This is a genomic window from Streptomyces griseus subsp. griseus, from assembly GCF_000720255.1.
Taxonomy (GTDB): domain Bacteria; phylum Actinomycetota; class Actinomycetes; order Streptomycetales; family Streptomycetaceae; genus Streptomyces; species Streptomyces griseus_I.
Genome location: NZ_JOJE01000011.1, coordinates 32,862 through 47,848 on the forward strand (window position 1 = coordinate 32,862; position 14,987 = coordinate 47,848).

The following is a 14,987-nucleotide window of genomic DNA, read 5'->3' on the forward strand; positions in this document are numbered from 1 at the left end:
TCTGTGATTTCCCTGAGAAACTCACAGGCGTCTCTCAGGGAATGCCTGGGAACTCCTCACGGTGTGTTGATCTTCTCGGCCTGTCACGCCTCGTCTCGGGGTGTGGGCTCAGAACAGGCCGTCCTGCAGATGCCCGGGGTCCTTGAACTCCCGTAGCGGCACACCGATCCGGCCTTCGGCCGCCGGGACCAGCTCCCACCCCCTCATCAACCGCGTGTCGAGCACCACGACTCCGCCCCCTGACTCCGTGGCGAGATGCAGGTCGGGGCCGGCGGCGGCCACCAGCTCGCCTCTCACCGCCCCGCCGGCGACCAGCTCGCGCACCTCGCCGACGGCCCGGGGCACCTCACCGAGCCCGAACACGCTCACGTGGTCGACGGCCCGGAAAGGCTCCCGGACGAGCGACTCCGGCCAGCCGTCGAGGGCCACCGCGCCGGCGTGCAACTCCGCGATCTCGGCCGCCCGTTCGCCTTCCGTCGGCGGCAGAGCGGACCTCACCGCCCGCTTCTCGGCGTACGGAATCCGGTCCGGCACCCGCAGCGCCGCACGGAGCAGCTCCTCCGTCCGCCGGGCGGCCATCAGGGGCCCGGTGCCGAGCCAGGTGAAACAGACGGCGCCCTGTTCGAGCAGACGCGCCGAACCGCGCTCCTGGGCGGTGATCCCGACCTTGGCCATGCCGGGCCCGAACCACGCGAGATACACCCGGTACGTCCGAGGATCGTCCGCGATCGTGTCCGCGGCGACGGAGTGCGCCCGGTCCAGCCGCGCACAGTCCTCGCAGCGCGCCCCCGCACTCCGCCCGGGCACGCCCGCCCGCACCGGACACGGATGCCCCCGCGCACCCACACACGTCCGCACACCCCCCTCGACGACCCCGAAGGCCACCCGCTTCCCCCAGGACAGCGGACTGACCTGCCCCCCGTCCCACACCAGCACGGGACCGTCCGACGCCCACCGCAGTCCCGCGCACTTCCACGCCTGTCCCATTGCCGTCGAGGGTAGAGGCCGCCACTGACATTGATATTGCTGGGCAGGTTCCGGTGGTCGTGGCTCTGCCACTGACTGACGTCCTGCTGGGCTGTCTTCCCGCTGTTCTGCCCGGCCACCGGGGCCTGCTCACGTCGTGGAGGTCAACCGGCCCGACCGGGCCGAGAGGCGCCGCGTCGGCAAGTCCGCCCCCCGTCGACGCCTACGCCGCCGCCCGTGCCGCCCTGTCAGGACGCGCATCCAGCGCCCCCAAGGACGACACCGTCACCGGCATACGCGCCCTGCAGACGGCGGAGCGGGCAGCGTTGGAGAACCCGACCGTCGCGATGGCGACCCCGGTCCAGCCGACGTCACGACGGGAGCGGTGACCGGCATCATCAACCGCCTGGAACGCGCCGGTTACGTCACCCGCCGCCCCGACCCGACGGACCGCCGCCGGGTCCGCGTGGCGTCAGTGCCGGAGGCGGTCGCCCGGGCGTACGAGCTCTACGAGCCCCACTACGCCCGCCTCGCCACCCTCTTCGCCGCGTACTCCCCCGAGCAACTCGCCCTCCTGACCGACTGGTTCACCCGCACGCTGGAGCTGTCACGGCAGTCACTGGAGGAGTCGCGCCGACGGGACCAGTGGACGCACGGCGGGCCGCGCCGGGCGGTCATACCTGGCCGGACAAAAAAGGGGCTGCTCGGCGCGTCCGGCTCCGCCTACCGTGTCCGCCATGCACCCGATCCGGCACTGCGTCATCTGCCCACCGCCCCGCTCCTGAGCGGGGTGTTGACGGGCCCGGCCGACGAAGAACTCGGCCGCGGCCCGGATTCGGCGTGCTCGCCGTTGCAGATCAGTCGCTGATCCTCGGCCGACATCGAACCGTTGTTCACCCCGCTCCGACGTTGCCCACACCCACGTCGAAGTCGGAGCTCTCCCATGTCCACGTCCACGTCCACGGACACCTCACCCAGCCCTGCCCGCACAGCGCGGACGGGCACCGCCCTGCTCGTCCTGGCCGGAGTCCTCTGGGGCACCGGCGGCCTCGCCGGCTCCCTGCTCGCGTCCTCGGCCGACCTCCACCCGGCCGCCGTAGCCGCCTACCGCCTGCTGACGGGCGGTGCGCTCATCACGGCGTACACGGCCGCCACCGGCCGCCTGCGCTCCATGCCCCGCACGCGCCCGACGCTGACCCGCATCGCCACGTCCGGTGTCCTGTTGGCCCTTTTCCAGGCGGCGTACTTCGCGGCCGTAGAGGCCACTTCGGCGGGCCTGGCCGCACTCACCACGATGGTCGCCGTCCCGGTCCTGGTGACAACGGGTTCCGCGGTCATGGCCCGTCGTCTGCCCACCGCCCGGGCCACGACGTCGATCCTCGTCGCGGCGGGCGGTCTGGTCCTGCTCCTCGACTCCCCCACCACTTCCCCCGCCGGCCTCGCCAGGGGAACGGCTCTGTCCCTCCTGGCCGCGGCCGGCTTCGCCACCCTCACCCTGACCCACCGCACCGAACTCCCCGCCCAGGACCAGACCACCACAACCGGCCTCAGCTTCCTCGCGGGCGGGCTCCTCCTGCTCCCCGTGGGCCTGGCGACCGGCATGGCCCTGAACCCCCGCCCGGACACCCTCGCCGCGCTGGCCTTCCTGGCCCTCTTCCCCACGGCACTCGCCTACACCACGTACTTCGCCGGCCTCCGCCGCGCGACCCCCACCACCGGCGTCATCGCCGTCCTCCTCGAACCCCTCACGGCCACCGCCTTGTCGGTCCTCCTCCAGCACACCCCCCTGACCGCCACTCAGACCGTCGGGGCGGCCGCGGTCCTGACATCGATCGCCCTCCAACCGACGACCGACAGAACCGACGGCTGAGGTCCAGACGAAGAACGGCAAGCCGCCGACGGCGTAACGGCACCCGGCACGGGCGCCGGCACCGGGCACCGGGCACCGGCTCAGCCGTCTCCCGTACCGCTTCGCCGGGTGGGCAGCCCGGCGAAGCGGGCTCCCACGGTCACGAGCATGGCCACCGCGACGCACCCGCCGCACACCATGACCACTGACGGCGAGGTGCGATCCAGCACGACTCCGCCCAGCAGCGCAGCGGCGGAGAGCGTGGCCTGGAAGGAGGCCGTGAACAATACCGATGCCGCTTCGGGAGCGGACGGTGCCGCCTTGGCGAACCAGGTCTGCGAGGCAACGGGCACCGCGCCATAGCCGACGCCCCACACGACCAGCAGCAGCGCGGCCCCTCCCTCCCACCGGCCCAGCACCGGCAGCAGCAGAGTCGCCACCGCGACGAGCCCGGCCGCGAGCCCGAAAACGGCCCGTGGACACCGCGCCACCCAAGCACCGCCCAGGAAGTTCCCGACGACGCCGGCAGCACCGTAGATCAGCAGGAATGTGGTGATCATGCCGTCACCGAGCCCCGGCACCTGCTCCAGGAACGGCGTCACGTAGGTGTAGGTCCCGAAATGGGCCAGCACGATCAGGAAGGTCAGCAGCAGCGCGAAGCGGGTACGGACGCTCCGCAGCAGGCCCATGAGAACGCCGAGCCGGGTGACCCGTACGGGAGGCAGCGCAGGCACGACCACCATCAGCATGACCAGCACCCCCACCGCCAAAGCGCCCATGGTGGCGAACGCCGTACGCCACCCCATGTGATCCCCGACGAGGGTGCCGGCCGGCACCCCGAGGACGGACCCCAGCGGAACGGCGGAGAAGATCACGGCGGTCGCCCGCCCGACGGACTCCGGCGGCACCAACCGCTCGGCCAGCCCGGCTCCGATCGACCAGAACCCGCCGATGGTGATCCCCACCAGGACCCTGGAGACCAGTACGAGCCAGTAGTCGGGCGCCGCCGCGGCAAGGAAGTTCGCCACGGCGAGGAGCCCCATGAAGACGCCCAGCATCAGACGACGGTCAACCCGTGCCGTTGCCACGGTCAGCAGCGGAGCCGAAACCGCCGCGAGGAACCCCGGCATGGTCATCATCAGCCCGGCCCGGCCGTCCGAGACGGCGAAACCGGAGCCGATGGAGGTCAGCAGACCGATGGGCAGAATCTCCGTGGTGACGATGGCGAACACACCCAAGGTCACCGAAAGCACGGCCAGCCACCCGACCATCGCTGACCGAGTGCCCGGAACCTCACCGTCGACTGGGCGATCAATGGTTGATGACATGGGCTCCGTCCGGTGAGAGTCACTGCATTCGCCGAACAGCACAGCACCCGGAGCCCCCACCCGGCTGGCAGGATTACGACGCCAACGACGGCGTCAGTCGCTGAATCGGAGAACCACGCGGCCGGCCCCACCGCCACTGCCGTCCCGGACATGGCTGCGGCCACCGGCTCGCCCGCACCGGTGCCGCCGGCGGGCCGGTGCGTCGAGTTGCTGACGCCGCTGCCGCTTCCGACACCACCACCGCCGCCGCCGAATCTTTACGTGGTCGGAGCGAACATCAGCGCCCCCACCTCAACCGACCGGACCATCGCCCGATCCCCCACCGCGGACGCCGAGGACGCGGTGACCGGCGATCCTCCCCAACCACCCGACCCACCCCGCCAGAACGCCGCGCCCAGTGATCGTCAGGCGACAGCAACGGCGCCCGGCGTTCCGCCTGAGCCTGGACCTCGACGTAGGACTCGTGCGCCGTGACCCGGAACGCCTCCTCATAGGAGGCCAGGGCCGCGCTCACGCCACCACCCGCAAGGCCCCGGCGACGAACACGCCGCGCCAGCGCCGTAAGGCCCCCCAGCACAACGGCAAGTGCACCGACGAAGATCAGCAACGGTAAGAACACGTCCACAGCACGAGCGTACTGATATCTGCCCAGGGGTCCACGGCTTGGACACGTCCCGCCAGACCATCCTGAGGGCTCACGACCGTTGTCGGCCCGTGGGTGGCGGCCGCCCAGGGGTGCCCGCCACCGGAACAGGCCGACACGAACACCAGGGCCGACAGCGCTACGGCCGGCGGGGTCAGCCTCATCAGATCGTCCCCGACTCAGAAGCGACAACACGGAACGGGGTGTACGAGGGAACGGACCAGCACTTCATGCTTCTCGCCTGAGAACCGGTACCGCGGCGGCGGCGCGATCACGCCCGTCCGCCGGCCGTTCCAGCAGACTCAGCACGTGGAGCTGCTGGAGATCTTTACGCCGTTGACGACCGCGGAGTCGGCGAACACCGTTGACTGATTCGGCCGAAGGCAGATCGAGCCGCCGCCCTGGAGCCGCAGATACACCACGTCGTCATTCCGGGTGTTCATGACCCCGTAGTGCGGCCGCGGCGTGACCGTCTGATACCCACTGGTGACGTCCCGGTACTTCGAGATCGGCCTGCCCGCGAGCAACGCGTCGTTGTCCACGTAGAAGCAGACGTAGGGGTAGGGGCAGCCCTGGGTGGGGGACTCCGCGTGGGCCGCGGAGGCGCCGGTCACGGACATGGCCGCGACGGCCACGCTCGCCCCCGCGAAGCCTGCGACCTTCCGGGTGACGAACTTCATCAAACCTCCATAATGCTCGAGCATGTCCGCGAGTGAGCGGGACTGGACATGACAAGGCGGGAGCATAGCCGGGGGGACCTCTGCCGCCGCCGTGAACTCCCCGCGTCCCGCGGACAATTACCGACGTTCCCGCCTGGGCCCGGTGCCGCCTGACTGGGTGGGGGCGCGCGCCCCGCTGCGGACCCGCGACCGGACCGCCTTGGCCGCTGCCTCATCACGGCCGGGCTGGTGCTGGGTGTGGCGGCGCGCCTCAGGTCTGTCCGGAGGGGCTGACCCGCGCCTCCGCGCCGACGTCCGTAAAGCCAGAGAAAAGCCAGAGACACTGAGGATCACTCCTTAGGGTCTCTGGTCTGCTGTGCACTCGGCAGGATTCGAACCTGCAACCTTCTGATCCGTAGGATCGGGCATCACGTTGGGCAGGGCACTGCTTCTGTCCGTACTGATCGCTGATGTGGCTGATCGCCGGTCTCTATGTGCCGTCGTTGCCGTCAAGGTTGCCGTCACCTGTCGGACCGACTGCTCAGCAGCAACCGCCTTGCCCGCTGAGCTCACACTGCGGCGGCGCGGTGCAGTGTGAACCAGAACGTCGGGACCGGGTTCGTGCCGGGCGTCACGTCGGCCAGCTGCCACCCAGCGAACCTGGCGCTGAGTTCGTCCGCAGTGACGCCGGACCACAAGTCGTCAAAGGCCCCGGGCCCGTACCCGAACATCAGCAATCGTGCGCCGGGGGCGGCGCGCTTGGTGAGGCCGACAGCGTAGGCGTCACGGCGGTGCGGTGGAACCCCGCAGTAGCAGCTCAGGTCGAAGAACAGGTCGTACGGGCCGGGCACGCCCACCTCGTCGAGTCGGGTGGCGTCCCCGCACAGCACCGTGACGTCCGCTCCGGCCGCGGCGGCCTTCTCCCTCGCCTGCCGGACCGCGCGGTCGACCAGGTCGACGGCCGCCACCCGCCAGCCGTGCCGGGCCAGGTACACCGCATTGGTCCCGGTGCCGCAGCCGAGTTCGAGGACCTGGCCTGGCGTCAGCGCGTCGGGCCCCTCTACCAGGGCCACGAGTTCGGGCGGCGTGATGCCGCTGTCCCACGGCGGCTTGCCGTCCCGGTAGAAGTCCTCCAACGCGCGGCGCACAGCCGCCTCTTGGTCGAGCTCCGCAGCCGTCCGAGTCTCGCTCATCGCCACCCCTCCAAGAAGTTAGAGTTTGACTCTAGTGAGTGACTCTAGAGATAGACTCTCGGCATGGATGCGGTCAAGGGATCCGACGGACAGAACGTCAAGCGCCCCGACAAGCGGGCCGAGCGTTCGCGGCGCACCCGCGAGAAGATCGTCGCGGCGGCACGGGACCTGTTCGTCACGCAGGGGTACGGAGCGACAAGCCTTCAGGAGGTTGCGGATCGTGCTGGCGTTGCTGTTCAGACCGTGTACTTCGTGTTCCGTAACAAGCGTGCGTTGTTCAAGGACGTCATCGACATGTCCATCGCGGGCGACGCTGAACCGGTCGCCACGATGGACCGCGACTGGTTCCGCGCCGCGTGCGCCGAGCCCACCGCGGCCGGGCAACTGCGCGCTCACGTGCGGGGCGTGCGCGACATCCTCGGCCGGGTCGCCCCGATCATGCCGCTGATCGCCGCCGCTGCGGCCACGGACCCAGAAATCGCCGCGCAGTGGCCCGCTGGCCCCGACCCGCGCTACACCGTCCAGCACGCCGCAGCGAAGGCACTGACCTCCAAGCCCGACGCCCGCCCCGATGTCGATACCGCCCGCGCCGCCGACCTGCTGTACGGACTGCTCAGCCCAGAGCTATACCTGATCTTTGTCCGCGACCGGAGCTGGTCTCCCGAGGCCTGGCAAGAGTGGGCCTGCGCGACCCTCACTGCCCACCTCTGCACTGATCACGAGTAGGCCCTCAAGGCCCAGCCGAGTAAAGATCAAATGCCTAGTGCCAACCGCTGTACCGATCCCCAAGGCCATCTCCAGCGCCTCTCACAGGCCCGAACGCGACATCTGCACCGGGCTTGAACGCACTAGCGCGTCGACACCGCGGCCGCGTCAAACCGCCCAGCGACGTCACAGTCTCCCCATTGTCGTCATAATGACGTTAACGCTCAGAGTATGGCGTGCTCTGAGACGCTGGAGTCCGATCGAGAGGGGCCGCAGGTATGGAGTGGAAGACCCACGGTGAGCGTCAGATCTACACGAACAAGTGGGTGAACCTGTGTCTGGTCGACGTCCAGCAGCCTGACGGCGCAGGTGGGAGTACCACTCGTTCGCCTTCGGCACCTGGCCGTGGCTGCCGTGGTCAATGACCGCCAAGAGGTCCTGATGATGTGGCGGCACCGCTTCATCACGGACTCCTGGGCCTGGGAGTTGCCCATGGGCCTGGTCGAGGAGGGCGAGACCCCCGAGGAGGCGGCGGCGCGCGAAGTCCTGGAAGAGACAGGCTGGCGTCCTGGCCCCATCAAGCCCCTGATCTACGCCGAGCCGGCCAACGGCATCACCGACTCGCAGCACCACGTCTTCCGCGTCGACGGCGCGACCTACGACGGGCCGCCCACGGAGAAGAACGAGTCCGATCGCATCGAGTGGATACCCCTCAGCGAGGTGCGGGGGATGATCGACCGCCGGGAGATCGTGAGCAGCGGATCGCTCGTGGGTCTCCTGTACGTGCTCATGGACGAGGCGATCCGCTGACCGGTGGGAGGAGTTCCCGTAGCCGCGCCTCGAAGGCCAGGGCTACGGGCTCTTGCCTGTGTGGGGCCAACTGGTCGTAGAACTCCCTCAGATGGCCTGACACGCGTTCAGAGGCCACCGCCGAGGCGGGCACCAGAGCTTGCGTGGCCGTGTCGCACGCCTGGTCTGGCTTGCCCTGGTCCAGCTGCGTACGAGCGAGCCAGAACGCGTGAAACGCACGGCCTCGCTGGTTCGTGTGAGCCTCGCGCCGCAAAGCGTCCGCGATCAAGGGCTCGGCTGTCGCTGCCTCGCCCAGTCGGCCGTGGGCAATGCCCGTGTCCACGATGAGCTTCGGCTCGTCGAAGTAGGTCACCATGACGGGTCCGGGTCGCTTCCTCCGGCCTGCTCGAAATGGCGATGCGCTTCCCCGATCGCGCGGTGCGTCGAGTCCCGGTTGCCAAGGGTGGCGTGAGCGAAGGCTTCGCGCATGGACAGCATCGACAGCACGCGTGGGGTGGTGCCCAGGGCCGAGCGAGCTTGGTCCTGCGCGGCGGTCACGAGTGCCAGTGAGTCCGCGGGCTTGTCCTGGTAGGTCGCCTGCAAGCTCATGCAGGCAAGCACGTTGGCCATGAACTGCCGGTCGTCGATTTCCTTGGCAAGTTGCAGGGCCTCGGTGAAGTACGTGCGGGCCTGGTTGTACTGGCGAGCGTCGAAATGGGTCCAGCCCGTAAGGCGAGCCAACTCGGCGGCGATCCCGTACAGGCCGTGCACCTGCTCCCTCTGAGGCGGTTGCCGTCAACGACTGCCGTCAACCCAAAAGCCAGAGGCCCTGTGGATCACTCCACAGGGCCTCTGGTCTGCTGTGCACTCGGCAGGATTCGAACCTGCAACCTTCTGATCCGTAGTCAGATGCTCTATCCGTTAAGCTACGAGTGCTTGTTTTCTATTATTTTGTCGTCGCTCCCGGCCCTTCCGGCCCGCTCGCGGCGACAGGAAGAACATTACATGACTGCCGTCGACATGTGAAATCCGTTAGGCGCACCGCTTGTGACCTGCAAAAACGCGCCTTGAGGGCCGATGGGCGGTCTTGGGAACGACGAAGCCCCGGTCGGGATGACCGGGGCTTCGGGTGATCGCGCGGAGGCGGAGGGATTTGAACCCTCGATGGGCTTTAAGACCCAAACCGCATTAGCAGTGCGGCGCCATAGACCGGACTAGGCGACGCCTCCAGCACAACCGCTCACGCGAGCGCGAGTGGTGCGTGCAGATGATGACACAGTCGAGCGGTGCGTCACCAATCGGCCTCTACGGTACTAGGCAGGCGGGGCGAAGGGCAAAGTCTTTGGCCCCGGTGAGGCGCGGCCGCAACATCGCCGGATGTGGGGCGTTGGTCAGGTCATGCCGCAGGTCACCTCCGGCGGGCTCCGTCGGCTCGTCGTCACCGCCGCCGCCTCCCTCGCCGCCGTCACCTCGATCCCCGCCGCCCACTCCTCCGCTTCCGGGGACCACCTCACCGTCACCGTCCGGCACGCCGGTGATGACAGGGACGGAACGTACGAGCTGCGCTGCCATCCCGATGGGGGCAGTCACCCGCGGGCTGAGGAGGCCTGTCGGGCGGTCGATCGCAATACGCGGTGGGGGAGGGACACCTTCGCACCGGTGCCGGAGGGCGAGGTGTGCACGATGCGGTACGGCGGGCCGGCCACCGCGCACGTCACCGGGACCTGGTCCGGGCGGCCGGTCGATGCGACGTACGACCGCAGTAATGGGTGCCAGATCGCCCGCTGGGACCGGTTCGTGCCTCTCCTGCCCGACCTCGGCACGTGATGCCGGCTGCCCGGCCCGCAGAGGCCCCGGGCCGTGCGTGACGTACGAGTGCCTCGCCCGTAGGCGTGGGCCGACCGTTGCGTAAAGGTCGCGCGAAGGTCCTGCGGGGCCGGGGGGCGGGGAGAGGGGACGGTGCGCCGGCGGGAGGAAGTGCCGGCGGGGCGGGGTCTTGGCCGGTCACGGGTTACCGGCGGTGCGGGGGCTTGGCCGGTTGTGACCTGCCGCTCACACGTTCTATGTCACTTCATGGTGCGAGCTGCCTCTCATCCTGCGTCGCGACCGCAACCTCAGCGCTTAGACTCCCTCGCGTGACACGCCGCGGGCCGGTTGGCAAGATGGCCCGAGCGGTCGGCAAGGTGCGGTAACAGGGAGGAAGCGACTCGTGAGCAGCAGGCCATCCCGAGGCGCTGCTCGCCTCGCAGCCATACTGGACGCTCTGCCGGACGCGTTGGTGCTGGTCAACGCCAACGGGACCGTCGTCAACGCCAACACCATCGCCCTGGAGGCCTTCGAGACTCCGGGCACCGCCCTCGTCGGGCGAGGGCTGCTCGATCTGCTGCCCCAGTTCGACTCGCGGCTCATTCCCGGCTCCATGCGCCGGCCCGACCACATGGACCCGCGCGGCCGTACCAAGCCGACGCGCATGGTCGCCCGGCGGACGGACGGCACCGAGTTCCCGGTCGAGGTCACCAGCGCGAACCTCGAGAACGGACAGCAGGCCTACGACGGTTACGGCTACACCGGCGACGAACTGCTGATGCTCGTCGTCCGCGACCTGTCCGGGACCATCGACACCGAGGCCGAGCTGGCCCGCTCGCAGCGGCAGACCGAGATGATCCTGCGGGCCGCGTCGGAGGGCGTGGTCGGGACCGACACCGACGGGCACATCGTTCTCGTCAATCCGGCCGCCGCGCAGATCCTGGGCTACCGCGCCAGCGACCTCGGCGGCAAGGAGCTGCACGAACTCGTGCTGCACTCGCGCGCCGACGGCTCCCCCTTCCCCTACGAGGAGTCGCCGCTCGCCGACACCCTGCGCTCCGGGCGCAAGCACCGGGTGCGCGGACAGGTGCTGTGGTCCAAGAGCGGGGACAAGGTCTCCGTCGACCTGACCACCGCGCCGGTACGCGACGGCGACCAGCTCGTCGGCGCCGTCATGACCTTCGCCGACCGGCGCCCCTACGACACCCTCGCCGAGGAGAAGGCGGCCGTCGAGAAGCGGCACGAGGAAGAGGTGGAGCGGCTCTCCGAGGAGCACGCCTCCGACCTCACCGCGCTGCGCCAGCAGCACGTCACCGAGGTGGAGGAGCTGCGCGAGCAGCACGAGGAGGAGCTGGCGGCCGGCGAGGACCGGTACGCCGCCCTCGCCGAGCGCGAGAAGGACCGCTACGAGGCCCTCGCCGGGCGGCACGAGCAGTTGCTGACCCTGCTGGGGCGCTCGCTGCGCGGGCCGCTGGACGAGCTGCGCCGCGAGCTGGCCGCGCTCGCCGCGGACGACGCCGGGCAGCTGTGGCCCGAGGCCAACCAGGTGCTGCACCACCTGTCGGCGGGCTACTCCAGGATCACCACCCTGATCGACAACGTCCTCGGCTACCAGCTGATCGACACCGGCGATCGGACGATCACCCGTACGAACGTGATGCTCGACTCCGTCGTCGCCGCCGGCGTCGACGGGGCAGTCGAGCTCATCGGGCCCGGGCGGGTGCAGTTCGCCGTGCACGCGCCGCCCATCGAGGCCCAGGTCGACGCCCGGCTCCTGGCCACCGCGCTCGCGCATCTCGTCGCGGACGTGGCGGGCGTGGACGCGACCGGCAACTCGCCCGTCTCGGCGGGCGGTTACATGGACAACACCGTCGTGGTGGCGGCGGCGCAGCGCGGTGAGGTCGTACGGATCGAGGTGCGCGGGCCGTACACCGGGGGAGACCCGGTGCACGAGCCGATCGTGCGCGGGATCGTCCGGGCGCACGGTGGCGTGCTCCAGACGCACGAGGTGCCGGGCATGAGCGGCAGTGCGTACGTCCTCGAAGTCCCGCTCGGGGAAGGAGCCGGTGCCGTCGCGGCCACGGCTCCGGCCGCGCTCGGGGCCGGGGGGACGGGCGGCGCCGACGACACCGGCACGGCAGGGGGCACGGCCGCCGGGCAGACGTCCGGTGGCGGACGTCGGCGGGGCCGGCGTGCCAACACGGACGCGTTCCTGGAGATCGAGGCCCCGAGCGGCCAGAGCAGTGACGGCGGGGCCGGTGACCAGGGCTCCGGCCACTTGGACGGCTCCGACGATTCCTACGGTCTTGGGGGTGCCGACGGCTCGGGTGGTTTCGGCGGTCCCGGTGGTTCCGACGCTGAGGGTGCCGCACCCACCGGGCGGCGGCGCAGGCGTGCGGCCGCCGAGGCGGAGGCGTCCGTCCCCGCTTCGGGCGAAGGTGGCGAGGTCTCCGGCGGTACCGGGCGGCGGCGCGGGCGGCCGGCCGAGGACGCCGTCGCCGCGGCGTTTTCCGGCGCGGCCCAGGCGTTGCCTCCGGGGTTGGTCCAGGCACTGCCTCAGGGGTCCGCCGCGGGCGTGTCCGAGGGGGCGGTCGTGATGGCCGCCGAGCATTCGGCGGGTACCGCGGCCTCGGGTACGGGGCTCGGCGGGACCGTTCCGCCGCAGGGCGTGCCCGCGCCCGGCGGCCGACGCGCCCGGCCTGACGCCGACGAACAGCACGCGTTGCCGCCGGCACTGCCCGCCGCGGGTTCCGGCACCGCGGACGCGGGTGGCTCCGACGCGGGTGAGAACCCGCAGCCGACCGGGCGCCGTCGGCGCGCCCTGGCCGCCGCGAACGAGCGGGCCGCCGCGCAACAAGCCGGTCCCCGCTCGGTGTTCGCTCTGCCTCCGGCGGAGGCGGACCGGACTGCGGACAGCGCGGACGGTACGGAGGGCGTGCAGGGCGCGCCGGGTACGGCCGGTGTTCCGGGTACGGCCGACGTGCCGGGGGCGCCGGGTGCGGCGGGGCAGGTTCCCGCGCAGGCTCAGGTCCCGGCGCAGGGGGCGGTGCCGCAACCCGTCCCCCGGCAGATTCCCCAACAGATTCCGCAGCAGATTCCCCAGCAGGTCGCTCCTCAGGGCGTACCGCAGGGTGCCCAGCAGACGTCCGTGCACGTTCCCCGGCAGATGCCGGTCTCCGCGCCGGTCGCCCCGGCCGAGGCCCTGATCGACGACGGTCGGCACGACGCCGCTCCGCACGACCAGTCCAGCGACCACACTCCGCCGCAGCCGCACCCCACGAGCGCCCCGACGGGCCGCCGCCGACGCGCCGTGGCCCAGCCGGCCCAGCCGAACGAGGCTGTCGGAACGCCGGAGCAGGAAGCTCCCGCGCCACCGGTTCCGCCGGCCCCCGGCGACGCCGCTCCGACAGCTCCGGCTCAGGGGCAGGCCCCGTCCGCCGTTCCCGCGCAGAGCCAGGGACAGGCACAGGCACAGGCACAGGCTGCCCAGGCCGCCACCGGCCAGCCCCTCCCCGCAGCCGCGCCGAGCACCCCGGGCGCCGGTACGCCCGTACCGGCGAACGGCACACCCGCGTCCGGCACCACTCCGGCACAGATGCCTACGCCCGCTCAGCCGGCGCCGAACGCCTCGAACACGCCGGCCACGGGCACCCCCCTCCCGCCGGAAGCCCCGGCGCCCGCCCGGCCCCAGCAGGCACAGCAGGCCCAGCCCCGCCCCGCCCAGCCCCTCCCGGCCGAAGCCGCCGCTGCCGCCGGCGTCGGTGCCCCAGTGGACCCCAACTCCACCCAGGGCCGGGCCATCAGCGTGCGGACCCTGGGTCAGGGCGTGCCGTTCACGCGGCAGGCGGCCCAGGTGCAGCAGCCGACGGCCGCGACTCCTCCCCCGCACCAGTCGAATGGTTCCGGTCGGCGTCGCAAGCTCGGTACGCGGCAGGAGCCGGTCGCCGCGCCCCCGGAGCAGGCGGCCCGCCCGCACCCGCAGACGGAGCAGCCTGCCGTACCGCCCCAGACGCATGGCCGCCCCCCGGCGCAGGCTCAGCCCCAGTCCCAGACCACTCCGCCGGGTCAGCCACAGCAGGCGCCTCAGCCGCAGGCGCAGCCTCAGCCCCAGCCGTCCCTGGCCGGTCAGTCCCGGCTCGCGCAGGCGACGGAGGGGGCGGGACGGTCGTATGCCATAGGCGCGCCGGACGAGAACGCCGCCGAGGGGCCCGAGCCGCTGGACGGGCCGGGCGGGGCGGTCGAGGTGGCGGATCCGCCGCGGCCGCAGCCGATGGACGACGAGCTGCCGCCGGAGCCGCTGGACAACCCGCGGCGGCTGCTGGTGTGGCCGGCGCCGGACGTGAGTACGCAGCAGGCGCTGAGCGACCGCGGGTACCGGCCGGTCATCGTGCACTCGCGCGAGGAGGTCGACGCGCAGATCGCCGCCTTCCCGGCCGCGCTGTTCGTGGACCCGCTGACCGGGCCGATCACGCGCACCGCGTTGCAGTCGCTGCGGCAGGCCGCCGTGGCCGCTGAGGTGCCGGTGCTGGTCACGGCCGGGCTGGGGCAGGCGACGCGTGAGGCGGCGTACGGCGCCGACCCCGCCGTACTGCTGAAGGCGCTCGCTCCGCGGGACAGTGAGCAGCATCCGCCGCGGGTACTGCTGATCGAGGAGCACGCGGAGATCGCGCTGGCGTTGACGTCGACGCTGGAGCGGCGTGGGATGCAGGTCGCGCGGGCGGCGAGTGACGCGGACGCCGTGACGCTCGCCGGGCAGCTGCGGCCCAACCTGGTGGTGATGGACCTGATGCAGGTGCATCGGCGCCGGGCCGGGATCGTCGACTGGCTGCGGGCGAACGGGCAGCTCAACCGCACCCCGCTCGTCGTCTACACGGCCGCCGTGGACCAGGCCGACCTGCCCCGGCTGGCGTCGGGCGAGACGGTTCTCTTCCTCGCCGAGCGCTCCACCAGCTCGGAGGTGCAGAGCCGGATCGTCGACCTGCTGGCCAGGATCGGAACGAACTGAGGCACCGGGGCCGGCTCGTCGGCGTGCGGTCGGACCGACCCGGC

The 14,987-nt window shown here is 71.2% G+C and carries 10 protein-coding genes, 2 tRNA genes and 3 pseudogenes; 8 read left to right on the forward strand and 7 right to left on the reverse strand.

Annotated features, from left to right (window positions below; all coding sequences use genetic code 11):
* Positions 1–108 precede the first annotated feature (108 nt).
* Positions 109–987, reverse strand: coding sequence for a DUF2797 domain-containing protein (locus IG99_RS16590; RefSeq protein WP_037674727.1), 879 nt, complete (start codon positions 985–987; stop codon positions 109–111).
* 59 nt (positions 988–1,046) lie between these two features.
* Between IG99_RS16590 and IG99_RS50290 the strand changes: the two genes are divergently transcribed.
* The 3 genes and pseudogenes from IG99_RS50290 to IG99_RS16600 all read left to right on the forward strand — a co-directional run bounded on the left by IG99_RS50290 (position 1,047) and on the right by IG99_RS16600 (position 2,836).
* Positions 1,047–1,355, forward strand: coding sequence for a hypothetical protein (locus IG99_RS50290; RefSeq protein ID WP_234311882.1), 309 nt, complete (start codon positions 1,047–1,049; stop codon positions 1,353–1,355).
* A pseudogene (locus IG99_RS50295) lies at positions 1,334–1,606 on the forward strand (MarR family transcriptional regulator); the annotation flags it as partial. The gene IG99_RS50290 and the pseudogene IG99_RS50295, both read left to right, overlap by 22 nt.
* 303 nt (positions 1,607–1,909) lie before the next feature.
* Complete coding sequence (locus tag IG99_RS16600; RefSeq protein ID WP_037674729.1) at positions 1,910–2,836, forward strand: DMT family transporter; 927 nt, start codon at positions 1,910–1,912, stop codon at positions 2,834–2,836.
* 80 nt (positions 2,837–2,916) lie between these two features.
* Here the strand turns inward: IG99_RS16600 and IG99_RS16605 are convergent, their stop codons facing one another.
* Positions 2,917–4,143, reverse strand: coding sequence for an MFS transporter (locus IG99_RS16605; RefSeq protein ID WP_394298027.1), 1,227 nt, complete (start codon positions 4,141–4,143; stop codon positions 2,917–2,919).
* Positions 4,144–4,540: 397 nt separating this feature from the next.
* Between IG99_RS16605 and IG99_RS48740 the strand changes: the two genes are divergently transcribed.
* A complete protein-coding gene (locus IG99_RS48740) occupies positions 4,541–4,756 on the forward strand; it encodes a hypothetical protein (RefSeq protein ID WP_158973192.1) in 216 nt (71 codons plus the stop codon).
* 332 nt (positions 4,757–5,088) lie between these two features.
* Here IG99_RS48740 and IG99_RS16610 read toward each other — a convergent pair whose 3' ends face one another.
* Positions 5,089–5,466, reverse strand: a complete 378-nt coding sequence (locus tag IG99_RS16610) for a hypothetical protein (RefSeq protein ID WP_037674730.1) — start codon at positions 5,464–5,466, stop codon at positions 5,089–5,091.
* Between the two features lie 548 nt (positions 5,467–6,014).
* Positions 6,015–6,638 carry a class I SAM-dependent methyltransferase gene (locus IG99_RS16615; RefSeq protein ID WP_037674732.1) on the reverse strand — a complete coding sequence of 208 codons (624 nt, stop codon included), beginning with the start codon at positions 6,636–6,638 and terminating at the stop codon, positions 6,015–6,017.
* Between the two features lie 63 nt (positions 6,639–6,701).
* On the opposite strand from IG99_RS16615, the gene IG99_RS16620 reads away from it, so the two are divergent.
* Both IG99_RS16620 and IG99_RS16625 read left to right on the forward strand, forming a co-directional pair.
* On the forward strand, positions 6,702–7,364 hold the full coding sequence (locus IG99_RS16620; RefSeq protein ID WP_037674734.1) for a TetR/AcrR family transcriptional regulator: 663 nt from the start codon (positions 6,702–6,704) through the stop codon (positions 7,362–7,364).
* A 257-nt stretch (positions 7,365–7,621) separates the two neighbouring features.
* A pseudogene (locus IG99_RS16625) lies at positions 7,622–8,153 on the forward strand (NUDIX hydrolase).
* Here the strand turns inward: IG99_RS16625 and IG99_RS16630 are convergent.
* The 3 genes and pseudogenes from IG99_RS16630 to IG99_RS16640 all read right to left on the reverse strand — a co-directional run.
* Positions 8,131–8,900 (reverse strand): annotated as a pseudogene (locus tag IG99_RS16630) (hypothetical protein); the annotation flags it as partial. The pseudogenes IG99_RS16625 and IG99_RS16630 sit on opposite strands and share 23 nt — an antisense overlap.
* A gap of 95 nt (positions 8,901–8,995) precedes the next feature.
* Positions 8,996–9,068, reverse strand: a tRNA-Arg gene (locus tag IG99_RS16635).
* 202 nt (positions 9,069–9,270) lie between these two features.
* Positions 9,271–9,361 (reverse strand) — tRNA-Ser (locus IG99_RS16640).
* Positions 9,362–9,509: 148 nt separating this feature from the next.
* Between IG99_RS16640 and IG99_RS16645 the strand changes: the two genes are divergently transcribed.
* Positions 9,510–9,959 carry an SSI family serine proteinase inhibitor gene (locus tag IG99_RS16645; RefSeq protein WP_234311867.1) on the forward strand — a complete coding sequence of 150 codons (450 nt, stop codon included), beginning with the start codon at positions 9,510–9,512 and terminating at the stop codon, positions 9,957–9,959.
* A 382-nt stretch (positions 9,960–10,341) separates the two neighbouring features.
* Entirely contained in the window at positions 10,342–14,943 is a 4,602-nt protein-coding gene (locus tag IG99_RS16650) for a hybrid sensor histidine kinase/response regulator (protein ID WP_078947749.1), read from the forward strand.
* The last annotated feature ends 44 nt before the right edge of the window (positions 14,944–14,987 follow it).

Excerpts from the sequence above, each read along its gene's own strand:
- IG99_RS16590 (WP_037674727.1), bottom strand. The coding sequence starts at position 987 with ATGGGACAGGCGTGGAAGTGCGCGGGACTGCGGTGGGCGTCGGACGGT.
- IG99_RS16645 (WP_234311867.1), top strand. The coding sequence starts at position 9,510 with ATGTGGGGCGTTGGTCAGGTCATGCCGCAGGTCACCTCCGGCGGGCTC.
- IG99_RS16620 (WP_037674734.1), top strand. The coding sequence starts at position 6,702 with ATGGATGCGGTCAAGGGATCCGACGGACAGAACGTCAAGCGCCCCGAC.
- IG99_RS16605 (WP_394298027.1), bottom strand. The coding sequence starts at position 4,143 with ATGTCATCAACCATTGATCGCCCAGTCGACGGTGAGGTTCCGGGCACT.
- IG99_RS16600 (WP_037674729.1), top strand. The coding sequence starts at position 1,910 with ATGTCCACGTCCACGTCCACGGACACCTCACCCAGCCCTGCCCGCACA.
- IG99_RS16615 (WP_037674732.1), bottom strand. The coding sequence starts at position 6,638 with ATGAGCGAGACTCGGACGGCTGCGGAGCTCGACCAAGAGGCGGCTGTG.
- IG99_RS16610 (WP_037674730.1), bottom strand. The coding sequence starts at position 5,466 with ATGAAGTTCGTCACCCGGAAGGTCGCAGGCTTCGCGGGGGCGAGCGTG.